Origin of the sequence: Bradyrhizobium sp. Arg237L, assembly GCF_029990105.1 — a bacterium.
GTDB lineage: Bacteria > Pseudomonadota > Alphaproteobacteria > Rhizobiales > Xanthobacteraceae > Bradyrhizobium.
The window spans coordinates 1-24511 of the sequence record NZ_JAQMIL010000078.1 but is presented as its reverse complement, the minus strand read 5'-3'; the positions used below and the strand labels follow the sequence as shown (position 1 = coordinate 24511).

Annotated in this window: 23 protein-coding genes and 1 pseudogene; 18 read left to right on the top strand and 6 right to left on the bottom strand. The window is 64.4% G+C overall.

Features of this window, described 5'->3' with window-relative positions:
* The first annotated feature begins 20 nt into the window (after positions 1-20).
* The 8 genes from OZ411_RS34825 to OZ411_RS34790 all read left to right on the top strand — a co-directional run bounded on the left by OZ411_RS34825 (position 21) and on the right by OZ411_RS34790 (position 6674).
* Positions 21-1034, top strand: coding sequence for an ABC transporter permease (locus OZ411_RS34825; protein WP_130578318.1), 1014 nt, complete (start codon positions 21-23; stop codon positions 1032-1034).
* Between the two features lie 10 nt (positions 1035-1044).
* Entirely contained in the window at positions 1045-1944 is a 900-nt protein-coding gene (locus OZ411_RS34820) for an ABC transporter permease (RefSeq protein WP_282531556.1), read from the top strand.
* Positions 1944-2081 (top strand): hypothetical protein, encoded by a 138-nt coding sequence (locus OZ411_RS34815; RefSeq protein ID WP_165421067.1) that lies wholly within the window; start codon positions 1944-1946, stop codon positions 2079-2081. The genes OZ411_RS34820 and OZ411_RS34815 overlap by 1 nt, the downstream gene beginning before the upstream one ends.
* Positions 2078-3850: an ABC transporter ATP-binding protein gene (locus OZ411_RS34810; RefSeq protein ID WP_282531555.1), complete on the top strand. Its 1773-nt coding sequence runs from the start codon at positions 2078-2080 to the stop codon at positions 3848-3850. Before OZ411_RS34815 ends, OZ411_RS34810 begins: the two co-directional genes overlap by 4 nt.
* Before the next feature lie 121 nt (positions 3851-3971).
* Entirely contained in the window at positions 3972-4154 is a 183-nt protein-coding gene (locus OZ411_RS34805; RefSeq protein WP_282531554.1) for a DUF4089 domain-containing protein, read from the top strand.
* Between the two features lie 7 nt (positions 4155-4161).
* On the top strand, positions 4162-5547 hold the full coding sequence (locus tag OZ411_RS34800) for an AtzE family amidohydrolase (RefSeq protein ID WP_282531553.1): 1386 nt from the start codon (positions 4162-4164) through the stop codon (positions 5545-5547).
* A 3-nt stretch (positions 5548-5550) separates the two neighbouring features.
* A complete protein-coding gene (gene hpxZ / locus OZ411_RS34795; RefSeq protein WP_130578314.1) occupies positions 5551-5949 on the top strand; it encodes an oxalurate catabolism protein HpxZ in 399 nt (132 codons plus the stop codon).
* A complete protein-coding gene (locus OZ411_RS34790; protein ID WP_282531552.1) occupies positions 5946-6674 on the top strand; it encodes a GntR family transcriptional regulator in 729 nt (242 codons plus the stop codon). The genes hpxZ and OZ411_RS34790 overlap by 4 nt, the downstream gene beginning before the upstream one ends.
* 202 nt (positions 6675-6876) lie before the next feature.
* On the opposite strand, the gene atzF is transcribed toward OZ411_RS34790, so the two are convergent.
* The gene (gene atzF / locus OZ411_RS34785; protein WP_282531551.1) at positions 6877-8670 is read right to left on the bottom strand and encodes an allophanate hydrolase; all 1794 of its coding nucleotides are present in this window, start codon (positions 8668-8670) and stop codon (positions 6877-6879) included.
* Positions 8671-8931: 261 nt separating this feature from the next.
* Entirely contained in the window at positions 8932-9426 is a 495-nt protein-coding gene (locus tag OZ411_RS34780) for a MarR family winged helix-turn-helix transcriptional regulator (protein WP_349017065.1), read from the bottom strand.
* A 203-nt stretch (positions 9427-9629) separates the two neighbouring features.
* Here OZ411_RS34780 and OZ411_RS34775 point away from each other — a divergent pair, with 203 nt between their 5' ends.
* Positions 9630-11492 carry a feruloyl-CoA synthase gene (locus tag OZ411_RS34775; RefSeq protein ID WP_282531549.1) on the top strand — a complete coding sequence of 621 codons (1863 nt, stop codon included), beginning with the start codon at positions 9630-9632 and terminating at the stop codon, positions 11490-11492.
* A gap of 14 nt (positions 11493-11506) precedes the next feature.
* On the opposite strand, the gene OZ411_RS34770 is transcribed toward OZ411_RS34775, so the two are convergent.
* Together OZ411_RS34770 and OZ411_RS34765 are read right to left on the bottom strand one after the other, a co-directional pair.
* A complete protein-coding gene (locus tag OZ411_RS34770; protein ID WP_282531548.1) occupies positions 11507-12031 on the bottom strand; it encodes a MarR family transcriptional regulator in 525 nt (174 codons plus the stop codon).
* 69 nt (positions 12032-12100) lie between these two features.
* The gene (locus OZ411_RS34765; RefSeq protein WP_282531547.1) at positions 12101-13375 is read right to left on the bottom strand and encodes an NAD(P)/FAD-dependent oxidoreductase; all 1275 of its coding nucleotides are present in this window, start codon (positions 13373-13375) and stop codon (positions 12101-12103) included.
* A 257-nt stretch (positions 13376-13632) separates the two neighbouring features.
* Between OZ411_RS34765 and OZ411_RS34760 the strand changes: the two genes are divergently transcribed.
* The 7 genes from OZ411_RS34760 (at position 13633) to OZ411_RS34730 (ending at position 19870) form a co-directional block, all read left to right on the top strand.
* Positions 13633-13956 carry a hypothetical protein gene (locus OZ411_RS34760; RefSeq protein ID WP_130578308.1) on the top strand — a complete coding sequence of 108 codons (324 nt, stop codon included), beginning with the start codon at positions 13633-13635 and terminating at the stop codon, positions 13954-13956.
* Positions 13953-14843: a sigma-70 family RNA polymerase sigma factor gene (locus OZ411_RS34755; RefSeq protein WP_282531546.1), complete on the top strand. Its 891-nt coding sequence runs from the start codon at positions 13953-13955 to the stop codon at positions 14841-14843. Before OZ411_RS34760 ends, OZ411_RS34755 begins: the two co-directional genes overlap by 4 nt.
* Before the next feature lie 290 nt (positions 14844-15133).
* Positions 15134-16306, top strand: a complete 1173-nt coding sequence (locus OZ411_RS34750; RefSeq protein ID WP_130578306.1) for an ABC transporter substrate-binding protein — start codon at positions 15134-15136, stop codon at positions 16304-16306.
* A gap of 224 nt (positions 16307-16530) precedes the next feature.
* A complete protein-coding gene (locus tag OZ411_RS34745; RefSeq protein ID WP_282531545.1) occupies positions 16531-17448 on the top strand; it encodes a branched-chain amino acid ABC transporter permease in 918 nt (305 codons plus the stop codon).
* Positions 17445-18392: a branched-chain amino acid ABC transporter permease gene (locus tag OZ411_RS34740; RefSeq protein ID WP_130578304.1), complete on the top strand. Its 948-nt coding sequence runs from the start codon at positions 17445-17447 to the stop codon at positions 18390-18392. The genes OZ411_RS34745 and OZ411_RS34740 overlap by 4 nt, the downstream gene beginning before the upstream one ends.
* Positions 18385-19164: an ABC transporter ATP-binding protein gene (locus tag OZ411_RS34735; protein WP_282531544.1), complete on the top strand. Its 780-nt coding sequence runs from the start codon at positions 18385-18387 to the stop codon at positions 19162-19164. The genes OZ411_RS34740 and OZ411_RS34735 overlap by 8 nt, the downstream gene beginning before the upstream one ends.
* Positions 19157-19870 (top strand): ABC transporter ATP-binding protein, encoded by a 714-nt coding sequence (locus OZ411_RS34730; RefSeq protein ID WP_282531543.1) that lies wholly within the window; start codon positions 19157-19159, stop codon positions 19868-19870. The genes OZ411_RS34735 and OZ411_RS34730 overlap by 8 nt, the downstream gene beginning before the upstream one ends.
* Positions 19871-19961: 91 nt before the next feature.
* On the opposite strand, the gene OZ411_RS34725 is transcribed toward OZ411_RS34730, so the two are convergent.
* A complete protein-coding gene (locus OZ411_RS34725; protein WP_282531542.1) occupies positions 19962-20852 on the bottom strand; it encodes an SDR family oxidoreductase in 891 nt (296 codons plus the stop codon).
* Positions 20853-20943: 91 nt separating this feature from the next.
* On the opposite strand from OZ411_RS34725, the gene OZ411_RS34720 reads away from it, so the two are divergent.
* Positions 20944-21768 carry a helix-turn-helix transcriptional regulator gene (locus OZ411_RS34720; RefSeq protein WP_282531541.1) on the top strand — a complete coding sequence of 275 codons (825 nt, stop codon included), beginning with the start codon at positions 20944-20946 and terminating at the stop codon, positions 21766-21768.
* A 17-nt stretch (positions 21769-21785) separates the two neighbouring features.
* Positions 21786-22088: pseudogene (locus tag OZ411_RS34715) on the top strand (ATP-binding cassette domain-containing protein); the annotation flags it as partial.
* Between the two features lie 211 nt (positions 22089-22299).
* Here the strand turns inward: OZ411_RS34715 and OZ411_RS34710 are convergent.
* Positions 22300-23700, bottom strand: coding sequence for an adenylate/guanylate cyclase domain-containing protein (locus OZ411_RS34710; protein WP_282531540.1), 1401 nt, complete (start codon positions 23698-23700; stop codon positions 22300-22302).
* Positions 23701-24511 lie beyond the last annotated feature (811 nt).

Sequence of the window (24511 nt, the reverse complement as noted above, 5' to 3'; positions counted from 1 at the left end):
ACGAGCAGGGAGGGCGCGCCATGCTCACGATGATCGGCAAGCGGCTGATGTTTGCGATCCCGAGCCTGATCGGGGTCGTCATCGTCACCTTCCTGCTGACCCGCGCGCTGCCGGGCGATCCGGCCGCCTATTTCGCCGGGCCTGCCGCCACCAAAGAAGCGGTCGAACAGATCCGCAAGAAGCTCGGCCTGGACCGGCCGCTGATCGAGCAGTTCTTCCGCTACACCAATGATCTCGCCCATGGCGATTTCGGCAATTCGCTCACCACGGGACAGCCGGTGGCGGCCGAATTGCGCAACCGCCTGCCGGCTTCCGCCGAACTGACGCTGCTCGGCCTGCTGGTGTCGATCGCAATCGCAATCCCGCTCGGCGTGCTCGCCGCAACGCGGCCCGGCTCGTGGATCGACCATCTCTGTCGCGTCACGACCACCGCCGGCGTATCGCTGCCGGTGTTCTTTACTGGGCTGGTGCTGGTCTACATCTTCTATTTCCAGCTCGGCTGGTCGCCGGCGCCGTTGGGGCGGCTCGATGTGTTCTATAGCGCGCCGCCGACCGTGACCGGCTTCTATCTGATCGACACTTTGATCGCGCGCGATTTCGAGGCATTCCGTTCCGCGCTCAGCCAGCTCATCCTGCCGGCGACGACGCTTGCGATCTTCTCGCTGGCGCCGATCGCGCGCATGACCCGGGCTTCGATGCTGGCCGTGCTGTCCTCCGACTTCGTTCGCACTGCGCGTGCCAGCGGCCTGTCGCCGGGGACGGTGATCGTCACCTACGCGTTCCGCAACGCGATGCTGCCGGTCATCACGACGCTCAGCATGGTGTTCTCGTTCCTGCTGGGCGCCAATGTGCTGGTTGAAAAAGTGTTCGCCTGGCCTGGCATCGGCTCCTATGCGGTGGAAGCGCTGATCTCGTCGGATTTCGCGCCGGTGCAAGGCTTCGTGCTGACCATGGCGGTCATGTATGTGCTGCTCAATCTGGTGATCGACATCCTCTATGGCGTGATCGATCCACGCGTACGACTGGAAGGGTGAGGGGTGAAGCATGAGCACCGTTGCGCCTGTCGTTGAACCCGTCGCTCCGGCGCCGACCTCGGGGCTGTCAGCCGTCTTCGAGCACACGCGCTATGTGCTCGGCGAGAACAAGGTCACCGCCTTCGCCTTCGGGCTGCTGGTCGTGATCGTGTTCGCGGCGCTGTTCGGCCCCTATGTCGTGCCCTACGACCCGCTCGCGAGCGATACCGCCGCAGCGCTGAAGCCACCGTCGGCGGCGCACTGGTTCGGCACCGATCAATTGGGGCGCGATATCTTCAGCCGTGTCATCGTGGCCACTCGGCTCGATACCTTCATTGCAGTTGCGTCCGTAGTGCTGGTGTTCCTGATGGGCGGGCTCGCCGGCATTGCGGCCGGCTATTTCGGCGGCTGGATCGACCGCATCGTCGGCCGCATCGCCGACACCATCATGGCGTTTCCGCTGTTCGTGCTGGCGATGGGCATCGTCGCGGCGCTCGGCAACACCGTGCAGAACATCATCATCGCCACCGCAATCGTGAATTTCCCGCTTTACGCGCGCGTCGCCCGTGCCGAGGCCAATGTCCGCCGCAATGCCGGCTTCGTCCAGGCGGCGCGGCTCTCCGGCAATGGTGAGTACCGCATCCTGCTGGTGCACATCCTGCCCAACATCATGCCGATCATGATCGTGCAGATGTCGCTCACCATGGGCTACGCCATCCTGAACGCTGCCGGCCTCTCCTTCATCGGCCTCGGCGTCCGCCCGCCGACCGCCGAATGGGGCATCATGGTCGCCGAAGGCGCGGGCTTCATGGTGTCGGGCGAATGGTGGATCGCGCTGTTCCCCGGCCTTGCTCTGATGATCGCCGTGTTCTGCTTCAATCTGCTCGGCGACGGATTGCGCGACATCGTCGACCCGCAGCGGAGAACGTGATGGGCTCGCTCTTTCAGCCGATCGTCATTGCCGGGCTTGACCCGGCAATCCATCGTGCGAAGCGCATTCTTGATTTCTTGATGGATGCGCGGGTCAAGCCCGCGCATGACGATTTGAGAATGGGGCGCCCGTCATGACCGCGCAGCCGCTGCTCGACGTCAGGGACCTCACCGTCGAATTCACCACGCGGCGTGGCATCGTCAAGGCGGTGCAGCACGTCAATATTTCCGTGGCAAAAGGCGAGACCGTCGGCATCGTCGGCGAGTCCGGTTCGGGCAAGTCGGTGACGTCTTACGCCGTGATGCGCATCCTCGATCGCGCCGGCAAGATCGCCGAGGGCTCGGTGATGTTCTCGGGCATCGACGTGAAGGCGGCGACCGAGACGCAGATGCGCGACCTGCGCGGCCGCGAAGTCTCGATGATCTTCCAGAACCCGCGCGCGGCGCTCAATCCGATCCGGAAAGTGGGCGACCAGATCGAGGACGTATTGCGTCAGCACGTCCAGCAATCGACCGTGGCCGATCGTGGCGAGAAGGCGATCGAGGCGCTCGAGCAGGTCAAGATCGCCCGCCCGCGCGAGCGTTATCACGCCTATCCGTTCGAGCTCTCGGGGGGCATGTGCCAGCGCGTCGTGATTGCGCTCGCGCTGGCTTGCAATCCGCAGCTTCTGATCGCGGACGAGCCGACCACCGGTCTCGACGTCACCACCCAGAAGGCGGTGATGGACCTGATCGTCGAGCTGACGAAACGGCGGTCGATGTCGACCATCCTGATCACGCATGATCTCGGCTTGGCCGCCGCCTATTGCGACCGCGTCGTGGTGATGGAAAAGGGCCGCGTGGTCGAGACGGCAAAATCGGCCGATATTTTTGCCAGGCCCGAGCACGCCTACACCAAGAAGCTGATGCGCGCGACGCCGCGCATCGGTGTCTCCTTGCGCGATTTGCTGCCGGAGGACGATACGCCCTCCGTCATGGCCGGGCTTGACCCGGCCATCCATCAATCTTCGAAAGACTCTTCTTCTGAACGGATGGACCCCCGGGTCAAGCCCGGGGGTGACGAGAAGGCAGAACCCCTTCTCCTGGTCGAAAAGCTCGTCAAGGAATATCCCCGCCAGGGCGCGAACGCGGTGCTGTCAAAACTGTTCTGCCGCAAGCCGCCGGTGGAACAAGAAGTGTTCCGCGCCGTCGACGGCATCAGCTTCCATGTCGGCCACGGCGAAAGCGTCGGCCTGGTCGGCGAATCCGGATGCGGCAAATCGACGACATCGATGATGGTGATGCGGCTGCTCGACCAGACCTCCGGTCGCATCGCCTTCGATGGCGACGAGATCGGCGAGATCAAGCCGCAATCCTTTGCGCGATTGCCGCTGCGCAGCCGCATCCAGATGGTGTTCCAGGATCCGACCGACAGCCTCAACCCGCGCTTCACCGCCGCGCGTGCGATCGTCGACCCGATCATGCAGCTCGGCGACATCAGGGGCCGCGACGCGCTGCGCGCCCGCTGCGAGGAACTCGCCACGCTGGTCGGCCTGCCGGTCAATTTGCTCGACCGCTTCCCGCACCAACTGTCCGGCGGGCAGAAGGCGCGCGTCGGCATCGCGCGGGCCATCGCGCTGCATCCGAAGCTCGTCATCCTCGACGAGCCGACCGCGGCACTCGATGTCTCCGTGCAGGCGGTGGTGCTGAACCTGTTGCAGGATCTCAAGCAGTCGATGGGGATGAGCTATCTGTTCGTGTCGCACGATCTCAACGTCGTGCGCTTGTTATGCGACCGCGTCATCGTGATGCGCAGCGGAAAGATCGTCGAGCAGGGCACGTCCGAAAAGGTCTTGGGCGATCCGCAGGATGCCTATACAAAGGAGCTGCTGACGGCGATCCCGCATCCGCCGTTGCCTGTTCATTGAGCAGTCTCCGGGAAGAAAACGGGCAAGCAGGCTTTCCAAACGCTCGATAAAACAGATGTGTTTGTGGTCCGATTCAAGTAATCGGATCATGGGTGCGTTGAGATCGCCGGGTGGGAGCGTGATGGTTGCCGACAAGCTGGATGACTATATCGACGCCGTCGCGACGGCGATGGGGCTACCGGTCGAGGACGCCTGGCGGCCGGCGATTCGTGCCAATCTCGAAGTCTCGCTGAGACTGGCGCGGCTGGTGGACGAATTCCCGCTTCCCGACGAGACCGAGCCGGCCAGTGTCTACTCCGCCTGATAGCGCAATGACCGACCAATCAGCCACCGACATCGCGCAGGCCGTCGCCACGCGAAAGCTCTCGGCACTGGAAGCAACCGAGGCGGCGCTCGGCCGCATCGCAAAGCACGATGCCGTGCTCAACGCCTTCACCGACATCACCGCCGATCGCGCACGCGCCAAGGCCAAAGCCGTCGATGCGGCCATCGCGGCCGGCCAAGGCGTCGGCCCGCTCGCGGGCGTCCCCTTTGCAGTGAAGAACCTGTTCGACGTGCAGGGCCTCTCCACGCGCGCCGGATCGAAGATCAATCGCGATCTGCCGCCGGCCACGCGCGATGCCACATTGATCGAACGGATGGAGGCCGCCGGCGCCGTGCTGGTCGGCGCGCTCAACATGGGCGAATACGCCTATGACTTCACCGGCGAGAACGTGCATGACGGCCCATCACGCAATCCGCACGATCCGACGCGGATGACCGGCGGCTCCTCGGGCGGCTCCGGCAGTGCGGTGGGCGGCGGACTGGTACCGATCGCGCTCGGCTCCGACACCAACGGCTCGATCCGCGTGCCCTCGTCCTTCTGCGGTACCTTCGGCCTGAAGCCGACCTATGGCCGGTTGTCGCGCGCGCGGTCGTTTCCATTTGTCGCAAGCTTCGATCATCTCGGCCCGCTGGCGCGAAGCGCGCGCGATCTCGCGCTCGCCTATGATGCGATGCAGGGGTCTGATGCAGATGACGCCGCCTGCACCACGCGGCCGGTCGAGCCGGTGATGCCACAGCTCGCGCAAGGCATCGGCGATCTCCGCATCGCCATTGCTGGCGGCTATTTCCAGCAGAACGTCTTTCCCGAGGCGGTCGAAGCCGTCGCCCGCATCGCCAAGGCGCTCAACACGACGCGCATGGTGGAACTTCCGGAAGCCGCGCGCGCCCGCTCGGCGGCCTACGTCATCACGACAACAGAAGGTGCTTCGTTGCATCTCGATCGCCTGCGCAAGCGGCCGAATGATTTCGATCCCGCGGTGCGTGATCGCCTGATCGCGGGTGCGATGATTCCGGCGCCCTATGTCGACAAGGCGCAAAAGTTCCGGCGCTGGTACCGCCAGAAGGTGCTGGAGCTGTTCAGGACGGTCGACGTGATCCTGGCCCCGGCGACGCCCTGTGTGGCGCCGAAGCTTGGGCAGGTGAATTTTACGCTCGATGGAGTCGAACTGCCGGTGCGCGCCAATATCGGCATCCACACCCAGCCGATTTCGTTCATTGGCCTGCCGGTGGTGGCCGTCCCGGTTCCACTCGAGCCGATGCCGATCGGCGTGCAGATCATCGCCGCGCCGTGGCGCGAGGACATCGCGCTGCGGGTCGCCTACGCTCTGGAGCACATGGGTGCGGCCGCCGCGCCGCCGCCGCGAGGAATCTAGCGAATGGAAATCGATCTGCCCGACGTGCTTGCCGAAGTGACCGCGCAATTCGACCGCTACGAGAAGGCGCTGGTGTCGAACGACGTCGCTGTGCTCGACGAATTGTTCCGCAACGACAAGCGCACGCTGCGCTACGGCATGGGCGAAAATCTCTATGGCTATGACGCGATCATGGCGTTCCGCGCCGGGCGCTCGTCGGTCGGGCTCAATCGCCGGACCGACAAGACCGTGATATCGACCTACGGCCGCGACACCGCGGTCGCCTCGACGCTGTTCTTTCGCGACTCCGCACCGGGCAAGGTGGGGCGGCAGATGCAGACGTGGATACGCTTCCCCGAGGGCTGGAGAATCGTCGCCGCCCATGTCAGCATCATCGACGAACCGAAGGATCCGAAGACATGAGTCTGGACGATCTTCCGCGTAGCCCTGCTGCCGCCGGACCGGAAATGCTGGTGCGGCGCGTCGACCGTCCGTTTCCGCAACAATCCAAGACCACGCGCGCCGAGGAGCTGCGCCTGCAGCTTGCCGATGAGATCGTGCGCGGCGCGCTCGGGCCGGGCTCGTCGCTCGATGAAACCGATATCGCGCGCCGCTTCAATGTCTCGCGCACGCCGGTGCGCGAGGCGCTGCGTCAGCTTGCCGCAAGTGGTTTGGTCGAAGCGCGCGCCCATCGCGGCGCGGTGGTGGCGCGGCCCTCGGTCGAACGGCTTACCGGCATGTTCGAGGCGATGGCGGAGTTGGAAGCGCTGTGCGCGGCGCTCGCCGCCGAGCGGATGACGGCTGCGGACCGGCATGCACTCGAAGCCGTGCATGAGGAATTGCGCGTGCTCAGCTACACGGGAAATCCCGAGCGCTTTCACGAGGTCAACGAGCGCTTCCACAACACGATCTATGCCGGCTCGCACAACGACTATATTGCGGAGATGACGTTGGCGACGCGGGTCCGCGTGCAGCCGTTCCGCCGCGCCCAGTTCCGCAATCTCGGACGATTGGCGAAATCCCATGCCGAGCACGACCGCGTCGTGGTCGCGATCCTGCGCGGCGACAAGACCGGCGCCGCCGCCGCCATGCGCGCCCATATCACGTTGGTGCGCGGCGAATACGAGATCTACGCAGTCTCGGTGTAGTTTCGTAGTTCCGTAGGGTGGGCAAAGCGCAGCGTGCCCACCTTGCTTGCACCGAACGTGGATGGTGGGCACGCTTCGCTTTGCCCACCCTACGAAATCGGTGTTGTCGGAAACGTTTCTCCGCGTCATTGCGAGCGCAGCGAAGCAATCCATCTCTCCACAAGCGGCGGCATGGATTGCTTCGCTGCGCTCGCAATGACGGCTAGACCGTAGCGTTCTCCGCCACGAACGCGCGCCAGCCGCCGAAGGCGGAGATGTCGCGCGCGCCGTTGATGGCCGCTGGCTCCACGAGGAAGCCTTTCACCTCGCGGCCATCGGCGAGGCGGATCGTGCCGATCGAGAGCGGCGGCGGGATCGCGGCGACGAACTTGCCAAAGGAAGCCGGTGAGAGCGCCCAGAGTTCGAGCTTGATCGCCGATCCCGCGCCCGCCTCGACCCGCAGCATGCCGGGTTTCGGCGGCGTGGTGCCGAGCGCATAGAGCCTGTAGTCCGGAGCGGTCGTGGCCTCCTCGAGCAAACGTCCGTCGAGCGTGCGCAATTCGCCGTTCAGCGCCATGCCGGACAGGTGCGCGCCGACAACGGCGATCGGAATGTCCTCGCCGCTTGATGGCGGTAGCGGACCGAGCGGCGGCTGCGGCAGCGACTTCGCGCCGATCGGCAGCCTGGTGTCGGTATGGAAGACGCGGCCGATGCTGGCAAGCAGCGCGTCGCGGCCGGCCAGCGCCAGCAGCGTGATGCCGAACGGCGCGCCGTCGGGCCGCATCGCGGACGGCAGCGCGAGGCCGCAGAGGTCGAGCAGGTTGACGAAATTGGTATAGGTGCCGAGCCGGCTGTTGAGCTCGATCGGATTGGCCAATACCTGCGCGGTTGAATAGACCGTCGGCGCTGTCGGCAGCACGATCGCGTCGATCGAGGCGAAAGCGCGCTCGGCGATCCGGCGCAGCGCCTGCAGCCGGTAGAGCGCGGCAAAGGTCTCGGCGGCGGTCAGCCGCGTGCCGGCCGCGGTGATCTCGCGCGTGACCGGGTGGATCGACTCCGGTGATGAGGCGAGCAGATTGCGGATCACCAGATAACGCTCGGCGACCCATGGGCCTTCGTAGAGCAGCCGCGCGGTCTCGTAGAACGGTTCGAGGTCGAATTCGACCAGCGTCGCGCCGAGCGCGGCCCAGCGCTCGATCGCTTCCGCGTAAAGCTGCTCCGACTGGCGGTCGCCGAAGAAGATCAACTGTCCCTTGCGGGGGATGCCCAGCCGAAGCTCGGCGGGAAACTCCGTCATCCCGGCGAGCGGCCGCTCGCGCGAGAAGGGGTCGGCGCCATCGGGGCCGGCCATCACCTTCAGCGCCATCATGGCGTCGTCGACGGTGAGCGAGAACACCGAGATGCAATCGAGGGTGCGACAGGCCGGCACGACACCCGCGGTCGAGATCAGTCCGAGGCTCGGCTTCAATCCCACGATGTTGTTGAGCATCGCCGGCACCCGGCCGCTTCCCGCGGTGTCCGTGCCCAGCGCCAACGGCACCAGTCCGGCGGAGACCGCGACCGCCGATCCCGAGCTCGATCCACCTGGAATGAGGTCGTCGCGGACCGGATTCCTGGGGATGCCGTAGGGCGAGCGCACGCCGACGAGACCGGTTGCGAACTGGTCCAGATTGGTCTTGCCGATGATGATCGCGCCGGCTTCGCGCAGCCGTGCCACCGCGGTGGCGTCATGCGTCGGCATGTAGGAGAAGGCGGGGCAGGCCGCCGTGGTCGGCATCCCCAGCACGTCGATATTGTCCTTCACCGCGACCGGCACGCCATAGAGCGGCAGGCGCGCGGCGTCCTTGCCGGCCAGCGCCTCGGCTTCCGCCAGCGCGTCCTTCCCGTCGCGTAGGGTGATGAAGATGGCGGGATCGCCATGGTCGCGGACGCGCTGAAAACTGCGCGCGACCGTTTGCGCTGGCGTCATGGTGCCGGCGCGATGCGCAGCGACGATCTCAGCGGCGGTTTCTGTCACGTGGTGCCCCGTCCGTTGGTCGACCGATCTCCGCCACGATCGACGGCGCCCGGCCTGACAAAACCCAAGCCCGACCGAAGCAAGCGATGTGCCATTGTGTACATTTCCGATCCGGGCGCGGTTACTGGAATCGGCACGTAAGATCAGCCGCTTAGGGCAGGCGTGGGAATTGGCAAGAGTTCCAGGAGGCAATCCGCCGCAACGGGATTGCCCAATCATTGGGCAGGACGATTTGAGGCGAGGTACGCCCCGCGCCGGGGGTCAGGTGAAGCAGGAGAGGATCTGAAGCAGGCGCTCCCGGTTCTCCTTGCCGATCTTCTCGGCTACGTGACGTTCGTGCTCGGCAGCAAGCCGCTTGAACTGACGCAGCGATGTCTCGCCTTGCGCGGTAAGATACAAGGCGTGGGACCGCCGGTCGGACGGGGACTGGACCCGCTTGACCAGCTTGCGCCGCTCGAGGCCGTCCAGGAGGTGCACCAGCCTGGCGCGCTCGATCCCGAGCCGCTTCGCCACCGCCATCTGGCTCAGGCCCGGATTGGCGCCGATCACGGTCATGACGGAATATTGCGTCGGCCTGATATCGACCGCCGCAAGCGTCTTGATGAAATCCTGGAAGATCCAGATCTGAAATCGTCGCACTGCGTAGCCGGCATGCCCGGCCAGCGCGTCGAGCCCGACCTCACGGTCCGCGTCGTCTCGCCGCGCCTTGCCGTTTCCTGTTGGTCTTCCTGATGGTTTCCCGTTGGCGGAAGTCAGCCGCAGCGGCGCCGCTCTGTTGGCCACGTGATTCCTCCGATGCCGCGTCTCTTTTAACGCCCGAGCAGGGGCAAGAAAAGATTGTTGTTGACGACAACAATTGTCCTGCCCAACATTATGACCAAGCAGCCCGGAACGAGGCTGCAGCCGGCGGCCATAAGCTGCGCCGGGCAAGCCCGGTCAGGACGGGCGAGGAGGAAACCATGACGATTGCCGCCGCGCGCGGGGACAATCCTGATCATCTGTTTGCCGTGCCCGCGATCGTTGCCGATCGGCGGGGCGACGGCAGCATCATCGTGAGATCGACCGTGCCCTTGCGCGAAGGCGCGCGCTGCGTCGGCGACTGGCTGGAGCATTGGGCGCGGCAGATGCCGAACAGGGCCTTCCTCGCCGAGCGCGCCGATGTCGAGGTGCCCTGGACCACCGTCAGCTATGCCGATGCCTTGGCGCAGGTGCGTGCGCTCGCATCCTGGATCCTGGCGCAGGGCCTTAGCGCCGAACGCCCGGTGATGATCCTCTCCGACAACTCAATCGATCACGCGCTGCTCGCGCTCGCCGCCCAGCATGTCGGCGTGCCGTCGGCTGCGATCTCGCCGGCCTATTCGCTGATGTTGAAGGATTTCGACAAACTGAAGAGCATGGTCCGGCTGCTCGAGCCCGGCGCGATCTATGTTTCCGCCACCAGGCCGTTTGCGGCGGCGCTTGCCGCGGTCAAGCCGTTCCATACCGCGAGCATCATCAGCGGCAAAGCCGACGACAGCGATGCGATTTCGTTCCGCGCCATCGCGGCTACGCCCGAGACCGCGGAGATCGAAAAGGCCTTCGCGGCGGTGACGCCGGACACCATCGCAAAATTCCTGTTCACCTCGGGGTCGACGGGCGCGCCGAAGGCCGTGATCAACACCCAGCGGATGCTGACCTCGAGCCAGCAGGCCAAGGCACAGACCTGGACGTTCCTTGACTCGGTGCGCGACGATCTCGTGATCCTGGACTGGCTGCCCTGGAGCCACACCTTCGGTGCCAACCACAATTTCAACCTGGTGCTGCGTAACGGCGGCACGCTTTATATCGACGGCGGCAAGCCGGCGCCGGGCCTGTTCGCGACGTCGCTCGCCAATCTGCGCAGCGTGGTGCCGACGGTCTATTTCAATGTGCCGCGCGGTTTCGACATGCTGATCGCGGCGCTTCGCGACGATGATGCGTTGCGCCGGAAATTCTTCGGCGAGGTGAAATTTGCCTTCTATGCCGGCGCGGCGTTGCCGCAGAATCTATGGGACGCGCTGGAAGAATTGTCCGTGAAGACCGTCGGCCGCCGGCTTCCGATGGTGTCGGCCTGGGGCTCGACCGAGACGTCGCCGCTCGCGACCGATTGCCATTTTCTGGCGGAGCGTTCCGGCAACATCGGCGTCCCGGTCCCGGGTACCGAATTGAAGCTGGTCGCCTCCGGCGACAAGCTCGAGGTCCGCGTGCGCGGCCCCAATGTCACGCCGGGCTACTGGAAGGCGCCAGACTTGACCGCGCAGGCATTCGACGAGGAAGGCTTTTACCGGATCGGCGATGCCGTGAGGTTTGCCGATCCGGAACAGCCCGAACGCGGGCTGTTCTTCGATGGCCGCGTTGCCGAGGATTTCAAGCTCAATTCCGGCACCTGGGTCAGCGTCGGCACGCTGCGCGTCGCCGGCATCGCCGCACTGGCGCCGCTCGCGCAGGACATCGTCGTCACCGGCCATGGCGGCGACGACGTTCGCTTCCTGGTATTCCCCAACATCGCCGCCTGCCGCGCGCAGGCCGGGTTGCCCGACGGCGCCGATATCGCCGACGTGATCGGCCACGAATCGATCCGCGGCGCGATCGCGCAGGGTCTTGCAAGACTGAAGGCGCAGGGCGGCAACTCCTCCGGCCACGCCACGCGCGCGCTGTTGCTTGCGGAGCCCGCCTCCGTCGACGGCGGCGAGATCACCGATAAGGGCTACATCAACCAGCGCGCAGTGCTGACGCGCCGTGCGGCTGCGGTGGCGATGCTGGATGACGATACCTCGCGTGAATGGATCGCCTGCGTTAGCTGAGGCAGCGCGTGCGGTCAGGAGCCGGTCTGGCGGGTCACCGCGCCGAGATTATTGTGCAGCCGCCGCAACAGGTCGATCAGCATCTCCCGCTCGTCCTTGCGCAGGCAGGACAACAGCCGACGCTCGCGATCGAGCGCGGCGACGATGACTTTGTCATGGATGGCGCGGCCTCTGGCCGTCAGCGTGATCGAATGGCTGCGGCCGTCGTTCGGGTTGGCGCGGATCGCGACCAGCCCGCGCTTCTGCAACAGCGCCAGCGTCCGGCTCACCGGTCCCTTGTCGAAGCCGATGATGTGGCAGATGCGCGAGGCGGGGATGCCCGGCTCGATCGCGAGCTGCGACATGATCCGCCACTCCGTGACATTGACGCCGAAATGACGCTGGTAGAACGAGGTGGCGCTGTTGGAGAGCTTGTTGGCAATGAAGGTGACGAAAGCCGGCACGTAGCGATCGAGGTCGAGCGTTGGGCCGGAATTGACAGCCGCTGCTTGCGCGGGTCTCGGCCGGCGCGGCTTCCTGGGGGAGGTTTGAGTGCTCATTTCCTTGATCATCGCTGCGGGGTCGCGGCCCGCAATAAGGTCGTTCCAGCGGTTCTTTTTGGTTTAAGGCTATCGCGCCACCTTGCTGCTGCCCTGGGTGATCAGCCGGGCCGCGCGCTGGTCGCGGGCGTGAATCCAGAGCCAGCTCAGCGCGACGCTGAGGCGGTGGCGGATGCCGATAAGGAAGTAGATGTGGGCGATGCCCCAGATCCACCAGGCAATCGCGCCGCGCAGCTTGAGCCAGCCGAAATCGATGACGGCCAGCCGCTTGCCGATCTGGGCGAGACTGCCCTGGTGCTTGTAGCGGAATGGCGGCAGCGTGCGGCCTTCGAGCCGCGCCCTGATCAGCGTCGCGACGTAGCGCCCTTCCTGTTTCGCCGCCGGTGCGATGCCGGGCACCGGCTTGCCGTCGGGACCGGCGATCGTGATGGTATCGCCGATCGCAAAGATGTCGGGATGGCCGGGGACGGTGAGGTCGGGATTGACCTGCAGCCGATAGGCGCGGTCGGCCGGCGCGTTCAGCCATTCGGCGGCCCGGGAAGCGCGCACGCCGGCAGCCCAGATGATGGTCCGCGCCTCCAATCTCTTGCCGCCATAGACCACGCCGTCGGCATCGCATTCGGTGACCGGCGCGCCCAGCATCACCTCGACGCCGAGCTTTTCGAGCGAACGCTGCGCGTAGGTCGAGAGATCGTCGGGAAAGCCTGCGAGCACCCGCGAGCCCGCCTCGATCAGAACGACGCGGGTCTTGTGGGTGTCGATGTTGCGAAAGTCAGGCGCCAGCGTGTCGCGTGCGAGGTCGGCGATGGTGCCGGCCATTTCGACGCCGGTCGGGCCGGCGCCGACGATGACGAAGGTCAATAGCGCCGCGCGCCGCGCCGGATCGGTCTCGCGCTCGGCGCGCTCGAAGGCGACGAGGATGCGGCGCCGGAGCGTGGTGGCATCCTCCAGCGTTTTCAGGCCTGGTGCGAACGGTTCCCATTCGTCGTGGCCGAAATAGTCGTGGCGTGCGCCGGTCGCGAGGATCAGCGTGTCATAGGGGACGCTGTCGCCGTCATCGAGCACGACACGCTTGCCTTCGGCGTCGATGCTGTTGACGTTGGCGAACAGTGTCGTCACCTCGCGGCGGTCGCGCAGGAGGTGGCGGATCGGCCAGGCGATCTCGGAGGTCGCCAGCGAAGCGGTCGCGACCTGGTAAAGCAGTGGCTGGAACAGATGATGATTGCGACGGTCGATCAAGGTAATCTTCACCGGCGCGCCGGCGAGCCCAAACGTCGCCTCCAAGCCACCAAAGCCGGCGCCGACGATCACCACGTGATGCGGATCTTTCGACGGCGTCGTCATGGATTATGGCCCCGGGGTTCTCGGTATCTCCGGGTAGATTATGTATTCATTTGTGCAGTTGTTCCAAGGCGCTTCTTTCTAATCGCACGATAGCGAAAACGTATGGCTCAGGCCTTCCGTGGTGCCGCGGCCGTGATCGGCGACGGCGCCTAGGAGCGCAAAAATTCTTCCTGTGACACCGTATCCTTTGACCGTCGCCAAACGTCCTTGGGATGCGCGATGGCTTCCGCATCGCGGCTCGAACCAGGGAGAGGACGATGACGACCAGGCTGATCAGGTACAAGGCGAAGCCCGAAATGGCCGATACGAACGCCGAACTGGTTGCGGCGGTGTTTGCGGAACTGAAGGCGGCAAAGCCCGATGGCGTGCGCTATCTCACGCTGCGGCTGGAGGACGACACGTTCATCCATGTCGTGGAGACCGCATCCGACGACGGGTCCAGCGCGTTGCCGCAGCTCGCCGCGTTCAAGGCGTTCCAGAGCGGCATTCGCGACCGTTGCGCCGAGCCGCCGCTGGTTCGCAGCGCCAGGGTGGTCGGCAACTACCGTATGCTGGAGCATGATCCTGAGCAGGGAGAATGACGCCAGTGTCCGATGCATCGGTGGCCGCGGGTCTCGACAGCCTCCTGGTCGTGCTGCGGCCGCGGCTGCACCGCTACTGCTCCCGCATGGTCGGTTCGGTGATCGACGGCGAGGACGTGTTGCAGGATGCGCTGATCAAGGCGGTGGAAGCGTTTCCTTTGGCTGGGGAGATCCAAAACCCGGAAGGCTGGCTGTTCAGGATAGCGCACAACGCCGCGCTCGATTTCCTGCGCCGCCGCCAGCGGCAGGCCGCGCTCCGGTCGGCGGAGGAGGTCGACATGATGGCCGACGAGCTCGACGACATCGCCCGCCGCGAGATCGCCGCCGCCAGCCTGCGTACTTTCATGCGCCTGCCGGTGGCGCAGCGCAGCAGCGTGATCCTGAGGGACGTGCTCGGCTATTCGCTGGCGGAAGTCTGCGAGATCATGGACCTGAGCCTGGTGGCGGCAAAGGCCAGCCTGCACCGTGGCCGGGTCCGGCTGCGCCAGCTCGCGCAAGAAGGCGACGACGCGCCGCGGCCGAAGCTGACGGACGCCGATCGGGCCCGTCTTTCCGCCTATGTCACCCATTTCAACGCCCGCGATTTCGACGCCATCCGCGCCATGATCGCCGACGACATCAAGCTTGATCTCGTCAGCAGGACCCGGCTCAATGGCAAAGCCGAGGTTTCGCGCTATTTCGGCAATTACGCCAAGGCCAGCGACTGGCATCTGGTGCCGGGGCTTGTGGAAGGCCGTCCCGCGATCCTGGTGTTCGACCCCACGGTGCCCGCCGCGACGCGGCCGAACTATTTCGTGCTGCTGGACTGGCGGGCCGACAGGGTTGCAAGCATCCGGGATTTCCGCCACGCGTCCTACATCATCGAGGACGCGGAATATCTGGTGTAGTCGGCGCGGCAAAGGCGGCCGGCAGCAGCTCCGAAACTGCGACAATGGTTGCCCGGGCAACCGGCACTATAATTCTTGCCAGCCTCGTATTTTACGAATTATGGTGCAGATTAGGCGCGAGCATGCACCGAAGGTTCTAAACGCCGCCTTCGGTTCACGCTTGCTGCCCAGTCAGGATTCCGCGCACAAAACACGTCACCCTGAGCGGGAGTGACGGGGGCACGGATGGCGCCGCCGGACGGTTCACCCGCCTGGCGGGCCGGTTGGAATGGTTGAGGAGGGGAGTGAACATGAAAACGTCATTTTGGCTGGCGGGCGTGACCGCGCTGGCGCTGGCGCAGCCCGCACTTGCGGCTGACACGATCAAGATCGGCTTTGTCTCGACTTTCAGCGGTCCGACCGCCGTCATCGGCAACGACATGCGGAACTCGTTCGAGCTGGCGCTCGACCATCTCGGCCGCAAGATGGACGGCAAGCCGGTTGAGGTGATCTATGAGGACGACCAGCAGAAGCCGGATGTCGGCAAGCAGAAGACCGAGAAACTGGTGCAGTCCGACAAGGTCGACTTCATTGTCGGCTACATCTGGTCGAACGTGCTCCTGGCCTCGCTGAAGACCGCCGTCGACAGCAAGACCTTCCTGATCTCGGCCAATGCCGGCCCGTCCCAGCTCGCCGGCGAGCTTTGCTCTCCTTATGTCTTCTCGACCTCTTGGCAGAATGACCAGACGCCCGCCGCCATGGGCCTCTACATGAACCAGAAGGGCGTGAAATCGGTGTTCCTGATCGGGCCGAACTATGCCGCCGGCAAGGACATGCTTGCGGGCGTCAAGAGCACCTTCAAGGGCGAGGTGGTCGGCGAGGAATATACGGTGTGGCCGAGCCAGCTCGATTTCTCCGCCGAGCTGACCAAGGCGCGCAACTCGAAGGCCGAGTCGATCTTCGTGTTCTATCCGGGCGCCGCCGGCGTGCAGTTCCTCAACCAGTATGTGCAGGCCGGCATCAAGCAGCAGATCCCGCTCTATACCGCCTTCACCATCGACGAATTGTCCTTGCCGCTGCAAAAGGAAAACGCGCTCGGCATTCCCGGGGCCCAGGAATGGGTGAACGACCTGCCGAACGAAGAGAACAAGCGCTTCGTCGCCGATTACCGCAAGAAATACGCGAACCTGCGCCCGACCTATTACGGCGCGCAGGCCTATGACGCTGCCCAGCTCATCAACAGCGCGGTCGTCGCGGTGAAGAGCGACCTGACCAAAAAGGATGCGATGAAGGCGGAGATGGAGAAGGCGAACTTCAAGTCGCTGCGCGGCCCGTTCAAATATGGCAACAACCACATCCCGATCCAGAATTTCTACCTGCAGGACGTGGTCAAGGACGCGGACGGTCAGCTATCGCTGAAGACGGTGGCCACCATCGTCGAGAACGACCAGGACCGGTTCCACGACAAGTGTCCGATGAAATGAGGGTAAGTCACCTCGCCCCGCTTGCGGGGAGAGGTCGGATCGCTCTTGCGATCCGGGTGAGGGGGACTCTCCGCGGGCGCGGTGTTCGCGGAGGCAGCCCCTCACCCCGGCCCTCTCAGAGCGAGCTTCGCTTGTCTCGACCCCGCAAGTGCGGGGCGAGGGAGCAGGGCGGCGGCGCCTCCGCGCTGCCGCTGTTTTGTTTATGAGGCTGATATAAGTCGCCGATGTTCCTTCTGATCGAACAACTTCTGAACGGATTGCAGTTCGGCCTGCTCTTGTTCCTGCTGGCGGCCGGGCTCACGCTGGTGTTCGGCATCATGGATTTCGTGAATCTGGCGCATGGTTCGCTGTACATGATGGGCGCCTATTTCGCCGCGACCTTTGTCGGCTGGACCGGGAGCTTCGTGCTCGGTGCGATCCTCGCGCTGGCCGCCACGCTTCTGCTCGGCATCGCCCTTGAATTCGTGGCACTCAGGCATCTCTATGGCCGCGACCATCTCGACCAGGTGCTGGCGACCTTCGGTCTGATCCTGTTCTTCAATGACATGGTGCGGCTGATCTGGGGGCCGGCCGGCCTCGCGCTGCCATTGCCGACATGGCTGACCACCCCGGTGCAGCTTCTGCCCGGCGTCTACTATCCGGCTTACCGGCTCTCGATCATCGTCGTCGCGCTGCTGGTCGCCGCGCTGCTTTATCTCGTGGTGATGCGCACCCGCATCGGCATGTTGATCCGCGCCGGCGCCTCCAATCGCGAGATGGCCGGCGCGCTCGGCATCAACATCAAGCTGCTGTTTACATTGGTGTTCGGCCTTGGCGCCGCGCTTGCGGGTCTTGCCGGTTTGATGCAGGCGCCAATCCTGACCGTGCAGATCGGCATGGGCGAGAACATCCTGATCCTCGCCTTCGTCATCATCGTGATCGGCGGCATCGGCTCGATCCGCGGTGCCTTCCTCGCCGCGATCTTCGTCGGCATCATCGACACGCTCGGCCGCGCCTTCCTGCCGGATTTGCTGCGCATGGTGCTGAGCGGTGCCGCCGCCTCGACCGCCGCGCCCGCTTTGTCCTCGATGCTGATCTACCTGTTGATGGCGATCGTGCTGGTCGTGCGGCCGGAGGGGCTGTTTCCGGCCGCCAAGCGATGAAGTCCAAGCTCAACGCCAGCAACGCCGTCGTGGCGGTCGTTTGCGCCGCGCTTGTCCTGCTGCCGGTCTATTCGGCGGTTACAGGCAATATCTTCATCCTGACGCTGTTCACGCGGATCATCATCTTTGCGCTGGCGGCCTCGAGCCTGAACCTGATGATGGGCTATGGCGGCATGATGAGCTTCGGCCACGCCGCCTATCTCGGCATCGGCGGCTATGCCGTCGGCATCCTGGCGGCCGAGGGCATCGGCTCCGGTTTCATCCAGTGGCCGGTCGCGCTCGCCGTCTCCGCCTTGTTTGCGCTGGTGATCGGCGCGCTATCGTTGCGGACCCGCGGCGTCTATTTCATCATGATCACGCTCGCCTTTGCACAGATGGCCTATTACGTCGCCTCCGCGCTGTCGCGCTACGGCGGTGACGACGGCCTGACCATCTACAAGCGCAGCACCTTCGACGGGCTGATCAACCTCTCGGACCGCACGCAGTTCTATTATCTCTGCCTCGCCTGCCTGTTCGGCGGCGTCTACCTGATCTGGCGCATCGTCAATTCGCGGTTCGGCCTTGTGGTGCAGGGCGTGCGCTCCAACGAGCAGCGCATGCAGGCAATCGGCTTTCCGGCCTATCGCTACCGGCTGACCTGCTTCGTCATCGCGGGCACCATCTGCGGCCTTGCCGGCGCGCTGCTCGCCAACAACACCGATTTCGTCAGCCCGGCCGTGATGTACTGGACGCGGTCCGGCGATCTCATGGTGATGGTGATCCTGGGCGGGATGGGCTCGCTGTTCGGCCCGTTGATCGGCGCGATCGTCTATCTCGTGCTGGAAGAATTGCTGTCGCAGTTCACCGAATATTGGGCGCTGATCATGGGCCCGCTCTTGCTCTTGATCGTCCTGTTTGCGCGTGGTGGCATCATGGGCCTGCTCGGGAGGGTGCGTCGTGGCTGATCCCCTGCTTCGCGTCGACAATCTGGTGCGCCGTTTCGGCGGCATCCTCGCGACCGACAATCTGTCGCTCGAAGTGCCGCGCGGCGAACTGCATGCGATCATCGGACCCAACGGCGCCGGCAAGACTACGTTGATCAGTCAGTTGACCGGGCAATTGATGCCGAATTCCGGCACCATCCATTTTGCCGGTCGCGATGTCACGGGGTTGCCGTCCTACCGGCGAAGCCGGCTCGGGCTGGCGCGCTCGTTCCAGATCACCTCGCTCTTGAAGGATTTCAGCGCCATCGACAACGTCGCGCTCGCGGCGCAGGCGCATGATGGTCACTCCTTCCGCTTCTGGGGCAACGCGCGGAAGGAGAAGCATCTGCGCGATACCGCGCGTGCGGCGCTGGAGCGCGTCGGGCTCGGATCGCGCGCCGATGTCCTGGTCTCCGAGCTCAGCCATGGCGAGCAGCGCGAAGTCGAACTTGCGGTGGCCCTTGCGACCAAGCCGCAGCTCTTGCTGCTGGACGAACCGATGGCGGGCCTCGGTGTCACCGAGTCCGCGCGGATGGTCACTCTGTTGAAGGAGCTGCGCAAGGAGTTCACCATCGTGCTGGTCGAGCACGACATGGAAGCGGTGTTCGCGCTCGCCGACCGCATCACGGTCCTGGTCTATGGCCGCGTCATTGCCTGCGACACCCCGGATGCGATCCGCCGGCATGAAGAGGTCAAGCGCGCCTATCTCGGCGAACAGCATGCGGTGACCCGCCAGGGAGGCCCAATTGGCTGACACATTGCTGGAGGTCGAAGGGATCGAGACCTGCTACGGCCTGAGCCAGGTGCTGTTCGGCCTGTCGCTGTCGATCAAGCGCGGCGAGATGATCGCGCTGATGGGCCGCAACGGCATGGGCAAGACCACCACGATCCGCTCCATCATGGGGCTGACTCCGGCGCGGTCAGGTGCGATCCGCTTTGCCGGGCAACAGGTGCGCGGCCTGCCGTCATACAGAATTGCAAAACTCGGCATCGGCCTGGTGCCCGAGGGCCGGCAGATCTTTCCGAACCTGACGGTGCGCGAAAACCTGGTCGCGGCCTCCGGCAATCGCCAAGGCAGCTCCGATCCCTGGACGCTGGAAAAGATCCACGCGCTGTTTCCGCGCCTCGCCGAACGCGGCAGCAACATGGGCGTCACGCTCTCCGGCGGCGAGCAGCAGATGCTCGCAATCGGCCGCGCGCTGATGACCAATCCCAAACTCCTGATCCTGGACGAGGCCACCGAAGGCCTCGCGCCCCTGATCCGCGACGAGATCTGGAGCTGCCTCTCGATGCTGAAGGGGCGCGGCCAGTCCGTGCTCGTGATCGACAAGAACGTCGGAAACCTCGCCCGCATCGCCGACCGCCACTACATCATCGAGCGCGGCCGGACCGTGTGGAGCGGCACATCAGAGCAACTGGTCGCCGAGCCCGATCTGCAGCACCGGTATCTCGGGATTTGAGGCGCGGCTTGGCGGTCTGGACGAGCTGGGCCGCGTACCCCGCCTGCGCGACCCACCGAAGTCGATGTCCGCTTCGCGCCCAACCTCCCGCTCAAACCTTGAAGTAACCCGGCTGGCCGATGTCGGCGATCAAGCTAGCCCCAGTGGGCGTCCAGCCCAACCGCTGCTGCGTCAAAGCGCTGGAGGCCGGCATGTCCAAACCGGCGAACATTGCCAGTGGCCCGTAATAATCGGCCGCCTCTTCCTTCTTGATCGAAACGACCGGCACATTCAACGCGCGGCCGATCACTTCGATGACTTGGCGCATGGGTACGCCTTCCTCGCCAACCGCGTGGTAAATTCCGTCTACCGCGCCCTTCTCCAACGCAAGCCGGTATAAGCGGGCGACATCCAGCCTATGCGCCGCTGCCCAGCGTTCGGCGCCTTCGCCGACATAGGCGGCGGCGCCTTTTTGACGCGCGAGCTCGAGCAGATAAGTGATCAACCCAGCTTTTCCGTCGGCGCCATGCACTTGCGGCAGGCGTATTGCCATCGCGCGCACACCACGCGACGCATAGGCCAAACCGGCCTGCTCGGACACGCGCGGAACATGCGGGCTTGAATCGCGTCGCATATCTTCGGTGATCATCACACCTGGCGCGATGAGGCCCGTTCCCGAGGTCACGATGAAAGGCTTGTTCGTGCCAGCCAGCACGTCGCCCATTGCTTCGATGGCGGCCTTGTCGATCGCGCCATTCTCCGCGAATTTCGAGAAATCATGGATGAAGGCCAGATGGATCACGCCGTCCGAATCCCTTGCGCCGCGCTTCAGGCTTTCCAGGTCCTGCAGCGAGCCGCGATGAACCTCCGCGCCTAGTTTCTCGAGCGTCTCGACGTTCGCTTCGGAGCGCGCGAGGCCGACGACTTGATGCCCGTTGGCGATGAGTTCTTTTGTAGTTTCGGTGCCGATAAATCCGGCGGCGCCGGTGACGAATACGCGCATGAGAAGCACTCCCTGTTCGGAATGCCGGGATATTGCTAAGCTCGTCATTCGGGTAAAGTAGTGAGATTATACAGGTATAATCGCTAACAGGATGACGGACGCGAACTCGCTCGGGGCTTATCTCAAGGATCGTCGCGCGAAGCTCGATCCTACGGCATTCGGCTTTCCGCTGAAGCGGCGGCGAACGCCGGGACTTCGGCGCGAAGAAGTGGCGCAGCGCGCGAATGTGAGCGCCACATGGTACACTTGGCTGGAGCAGGGGCGCGGCGGAGCACCCTCGGCCGACGTGCTGGATCGCATTGCCCGAGCCATGATGCTGACCGACGTGGAGCGCGAACATTTGTTTCTGCTCGGCCTAGGCCGGCCACCCGAAGTCCGCTATCATGCGCCCGAAGGTATCTCACCCCGTCTGCAACGGGTGCTCGATACGCTGGAATACAGTCCCGCTTTTATTCGCACGGCGACATGGGATTTGATCGCGTGGAACAGGGCCGCCGCGACGGTCCTCACCGACTACAGCAAACTGCCGGATGGGCAGCGCAATGTTCTGCGCATGATGTTCCGCGATAGCCGCGTTCGCGCAGCGCAGTCCAACTGGCAAAGTGTGGCGCGCTATGTGGTGGCGTCCTTCCGCGCGGATGTGGCGCGCGCCGGTGCGGCGCGCAATGTGCAATCGCTGGTCGATGAACTCTCCGCGACAAGCCCCGAATTCGCGGCAATGTGGCGTGACAACGACGTGCAAGGGCACGGCGATGGCGTGAAAGTCCTCCATCATCCCACCGCGGGACCGCTCTCGATGGAGTTTTCTGCTTTCGCCGTCGATGGCCGGCCCGACCTCAATATGGTGATCTACAATCCTGCAACGCCCGCGGACGCGGACAAGATCCGCGCGCTGCTGAAGTCTTTTCCGAAGTAGGCGCGATGGGCGTCACGCTCTCCGGCGGCGAGCAGCAGATGCTCGCAATCGGCCGCGCGCTGGTGACCAATCCCAAACCCCTGATTCTGGACGAGGCCACCGAAGGCCTCGCCCCGCTGATCCGCGACGAGATCTGGAGCTGCCTGTCGATGCTGAAGGGGCGCGGCCAATCCGTGCTCGTGATCGACAAGAACGTCGGAAACCTCGCCCGCATCGCCGACCGCCACTACATCATCGAGCGTGGCCGCACCGTGTGGAGCGGCACATCAGAGCAACTGGTCGCCGAGCCCGATCTGCAGCACCGGTATCTCGGGATTTGAGGCGCGGCTTGGCGCCGCGATTGCTGCGCGGCACCAAATGATGGGCCAGAAGCAGCCATCTGTTCTCTGGGCTGATCAATCATCTGCGGAACAGACAAAATCGAACTGCGTCGTAACTCCTTCGTCGGACGACGCTTTGGGATAGTAGGCTTGGCTTCATGCGAAACCGAGGCTCCGAAAGTGCCAAGCCTGTTGCGATCACCGCGATCTATCACACCTCCGCGCGTGCCTGCGTCCAGACCGCGATCGGCTGCTCGAGCCCGCGGATGGTCTGCGGGGCCTGGGCCATCAGGGGACGAAACACCGCTTCTGCACTGTCGAGTTCGGTCCTGGCCTGCCTGACGAGATCGTCGCTCGCCACCAGCGCGCAGTCGAGCGCGCGGGTCAAGGCTTCGAGCCGGCTTGCGGCGTTCACGGTCGAACCGATCACCGCAAATTCGAGACAGGTCAGCCCGATGTCGCCGAGCACGACCGGCCCATAATGCAAGCCAAAACTGACGCGGATCGGAGTCTCGCCCGCCGTTTTGCGCTGGTTGTTCCATCGATCCGCCGCCGACATCATCGCCTGCGCACAGCGTAGCGCGTTAATGGCGTCGGCCTTTCCGATGAACGGCGTGCCGAAGGTCGCCATCAGCCCGTCGCCGAGATATTTGTCCAGCGTGCCGCTGTGACGGAAAACCTCCTGCTCCATCAGCGCGTGGAATTCGCGCAAGGTGCGCACGACCTCGTCCGGCGTGCGCGCGTCGGCAAAGGCCGTGAAGCCGACGATGTCGACGAACAGCACCGCGACGTTTTGCGTGCGCACCTGCTTCAGTGGCTCGTCATGCCCTGACAATTCCTCGACCACGTTCGGCGAGAAGTAGCGCGCGAGATTGCCGCGTTCGCGCTCCACCGCGGCATGGCGGATCAAGAGATCATTGCTGCGGCGCACCGCCACGGCGAGCGTCACCGCGACGATCATGAACACGACGATCTCCTGAATGCGCTCGCCGAACACGATCGAGTTGGGCGAGATCAGTTGAAACAGCCGGTGATCGCTGCCGATTGCCGCTGCGATACGGGCGGTCAGCGCGGGATCGCGATCGGGCTGCCACCACACCCAGGCAATGCCGATGATCCAGAGGGCCGAGGTCCACGTTCCGACCGCGATAACCGTTCGCCAGGAATAGGCCAGCGTGGCGCCCGATAGAAGCACGAAAAAATAGATGAAGTTGCCGAAATGGAGTTGCATCGCCGCCGGCCAGTGCCCGGAGCCGAGGGGATTCGGTCCCACGATGACGAACGTCAGCAGCGCAAGGTCGCAGAACAGCAGCGCAAGCTCCGGCCTCGACACGCCGACCCGCCCGACTCTGGCCTGAGCCCAGCCGATTAGCGCGAACAGGCCCAGCAGAGCCACATAATATAGCTGCTCCCATGCCGGGTTGATAATCGGCAACAGGCAGGCGATTACGGCAAGCGCGACATAGCGCGCCCGCACCGCCAGCCGCAGGCCCTCCTGCTTAGCCGCTGCGAGCGCAGCCTGCGCAAACTGAACGGTGTCAGTTTCGGTGTCGCGCCGACTGCGCGCGCGGAGCGCGGCGGGCAAGTCGAGGCGCTCGACAAGCGTGGTCACGGGCGGTCTCCTTCGATTGGGCGGCTGCAGTACAGTAACGGACATCAGCAGCCGCAACCAACAATCAGTGTAGTGATACATGAGTTTCAGGTCATCAGCTCAGGCTGAGGACATCGACCTACTCGCGAAAATGGATCTCAGCTGTATGCTCGGCAGCGCATCAACCAGGCATCGCGGGAGGTCTGTTCCGGGTCATTTTCGACCGAGTGAGCCGGGTGTACCGATCGGTTGATGTCCGCTTGGCCGCTAAAGCATGACAAGGGCGAACGGTGACGAAGCTGTCCAGATGATCGATACCTCGATTTGGTCGGTATCAACGCCTGCCGGTCTGGATCGCACTGGCAGCCGGTGAGGCCCACGGTTGTAGCTCTGCGCTAATGAGCCCACGGCCCAATTGATGACGAAGCATAGCCCGGCGTTCGCTTGCGACTATGATAGTGGGTGACGCCTTGCGCCGTCGCTCGCCGCAAACTTCGCCGTCATTCCGGGATGCGTGCGAAGCATGCAGGCCCGGAATCCATTGGGCCGCAAGCGCCTGTGGTGAAATGGATTCCGGGCTCGATGCTGTCGCATCGCCCCGGAATGACGGCCCCCGTCATTGCGAGCCAACGGGTCGCGCGAACGCGCGCCCGATGACAGGCTCCGCGAAGCAATCCATGCCTCCACTTGCGGCGCTATGAATTGCTTCGCTCTGCTCGCAATGACGATGTGGATGCTTTGGGTGCGACAAATCAACCCGACGGGCAAATCACCAAAAGTCTGTCCATCCCTCGCGCGAAAAACATTCCGCTTTCGCCGTCGGGCAAATCAG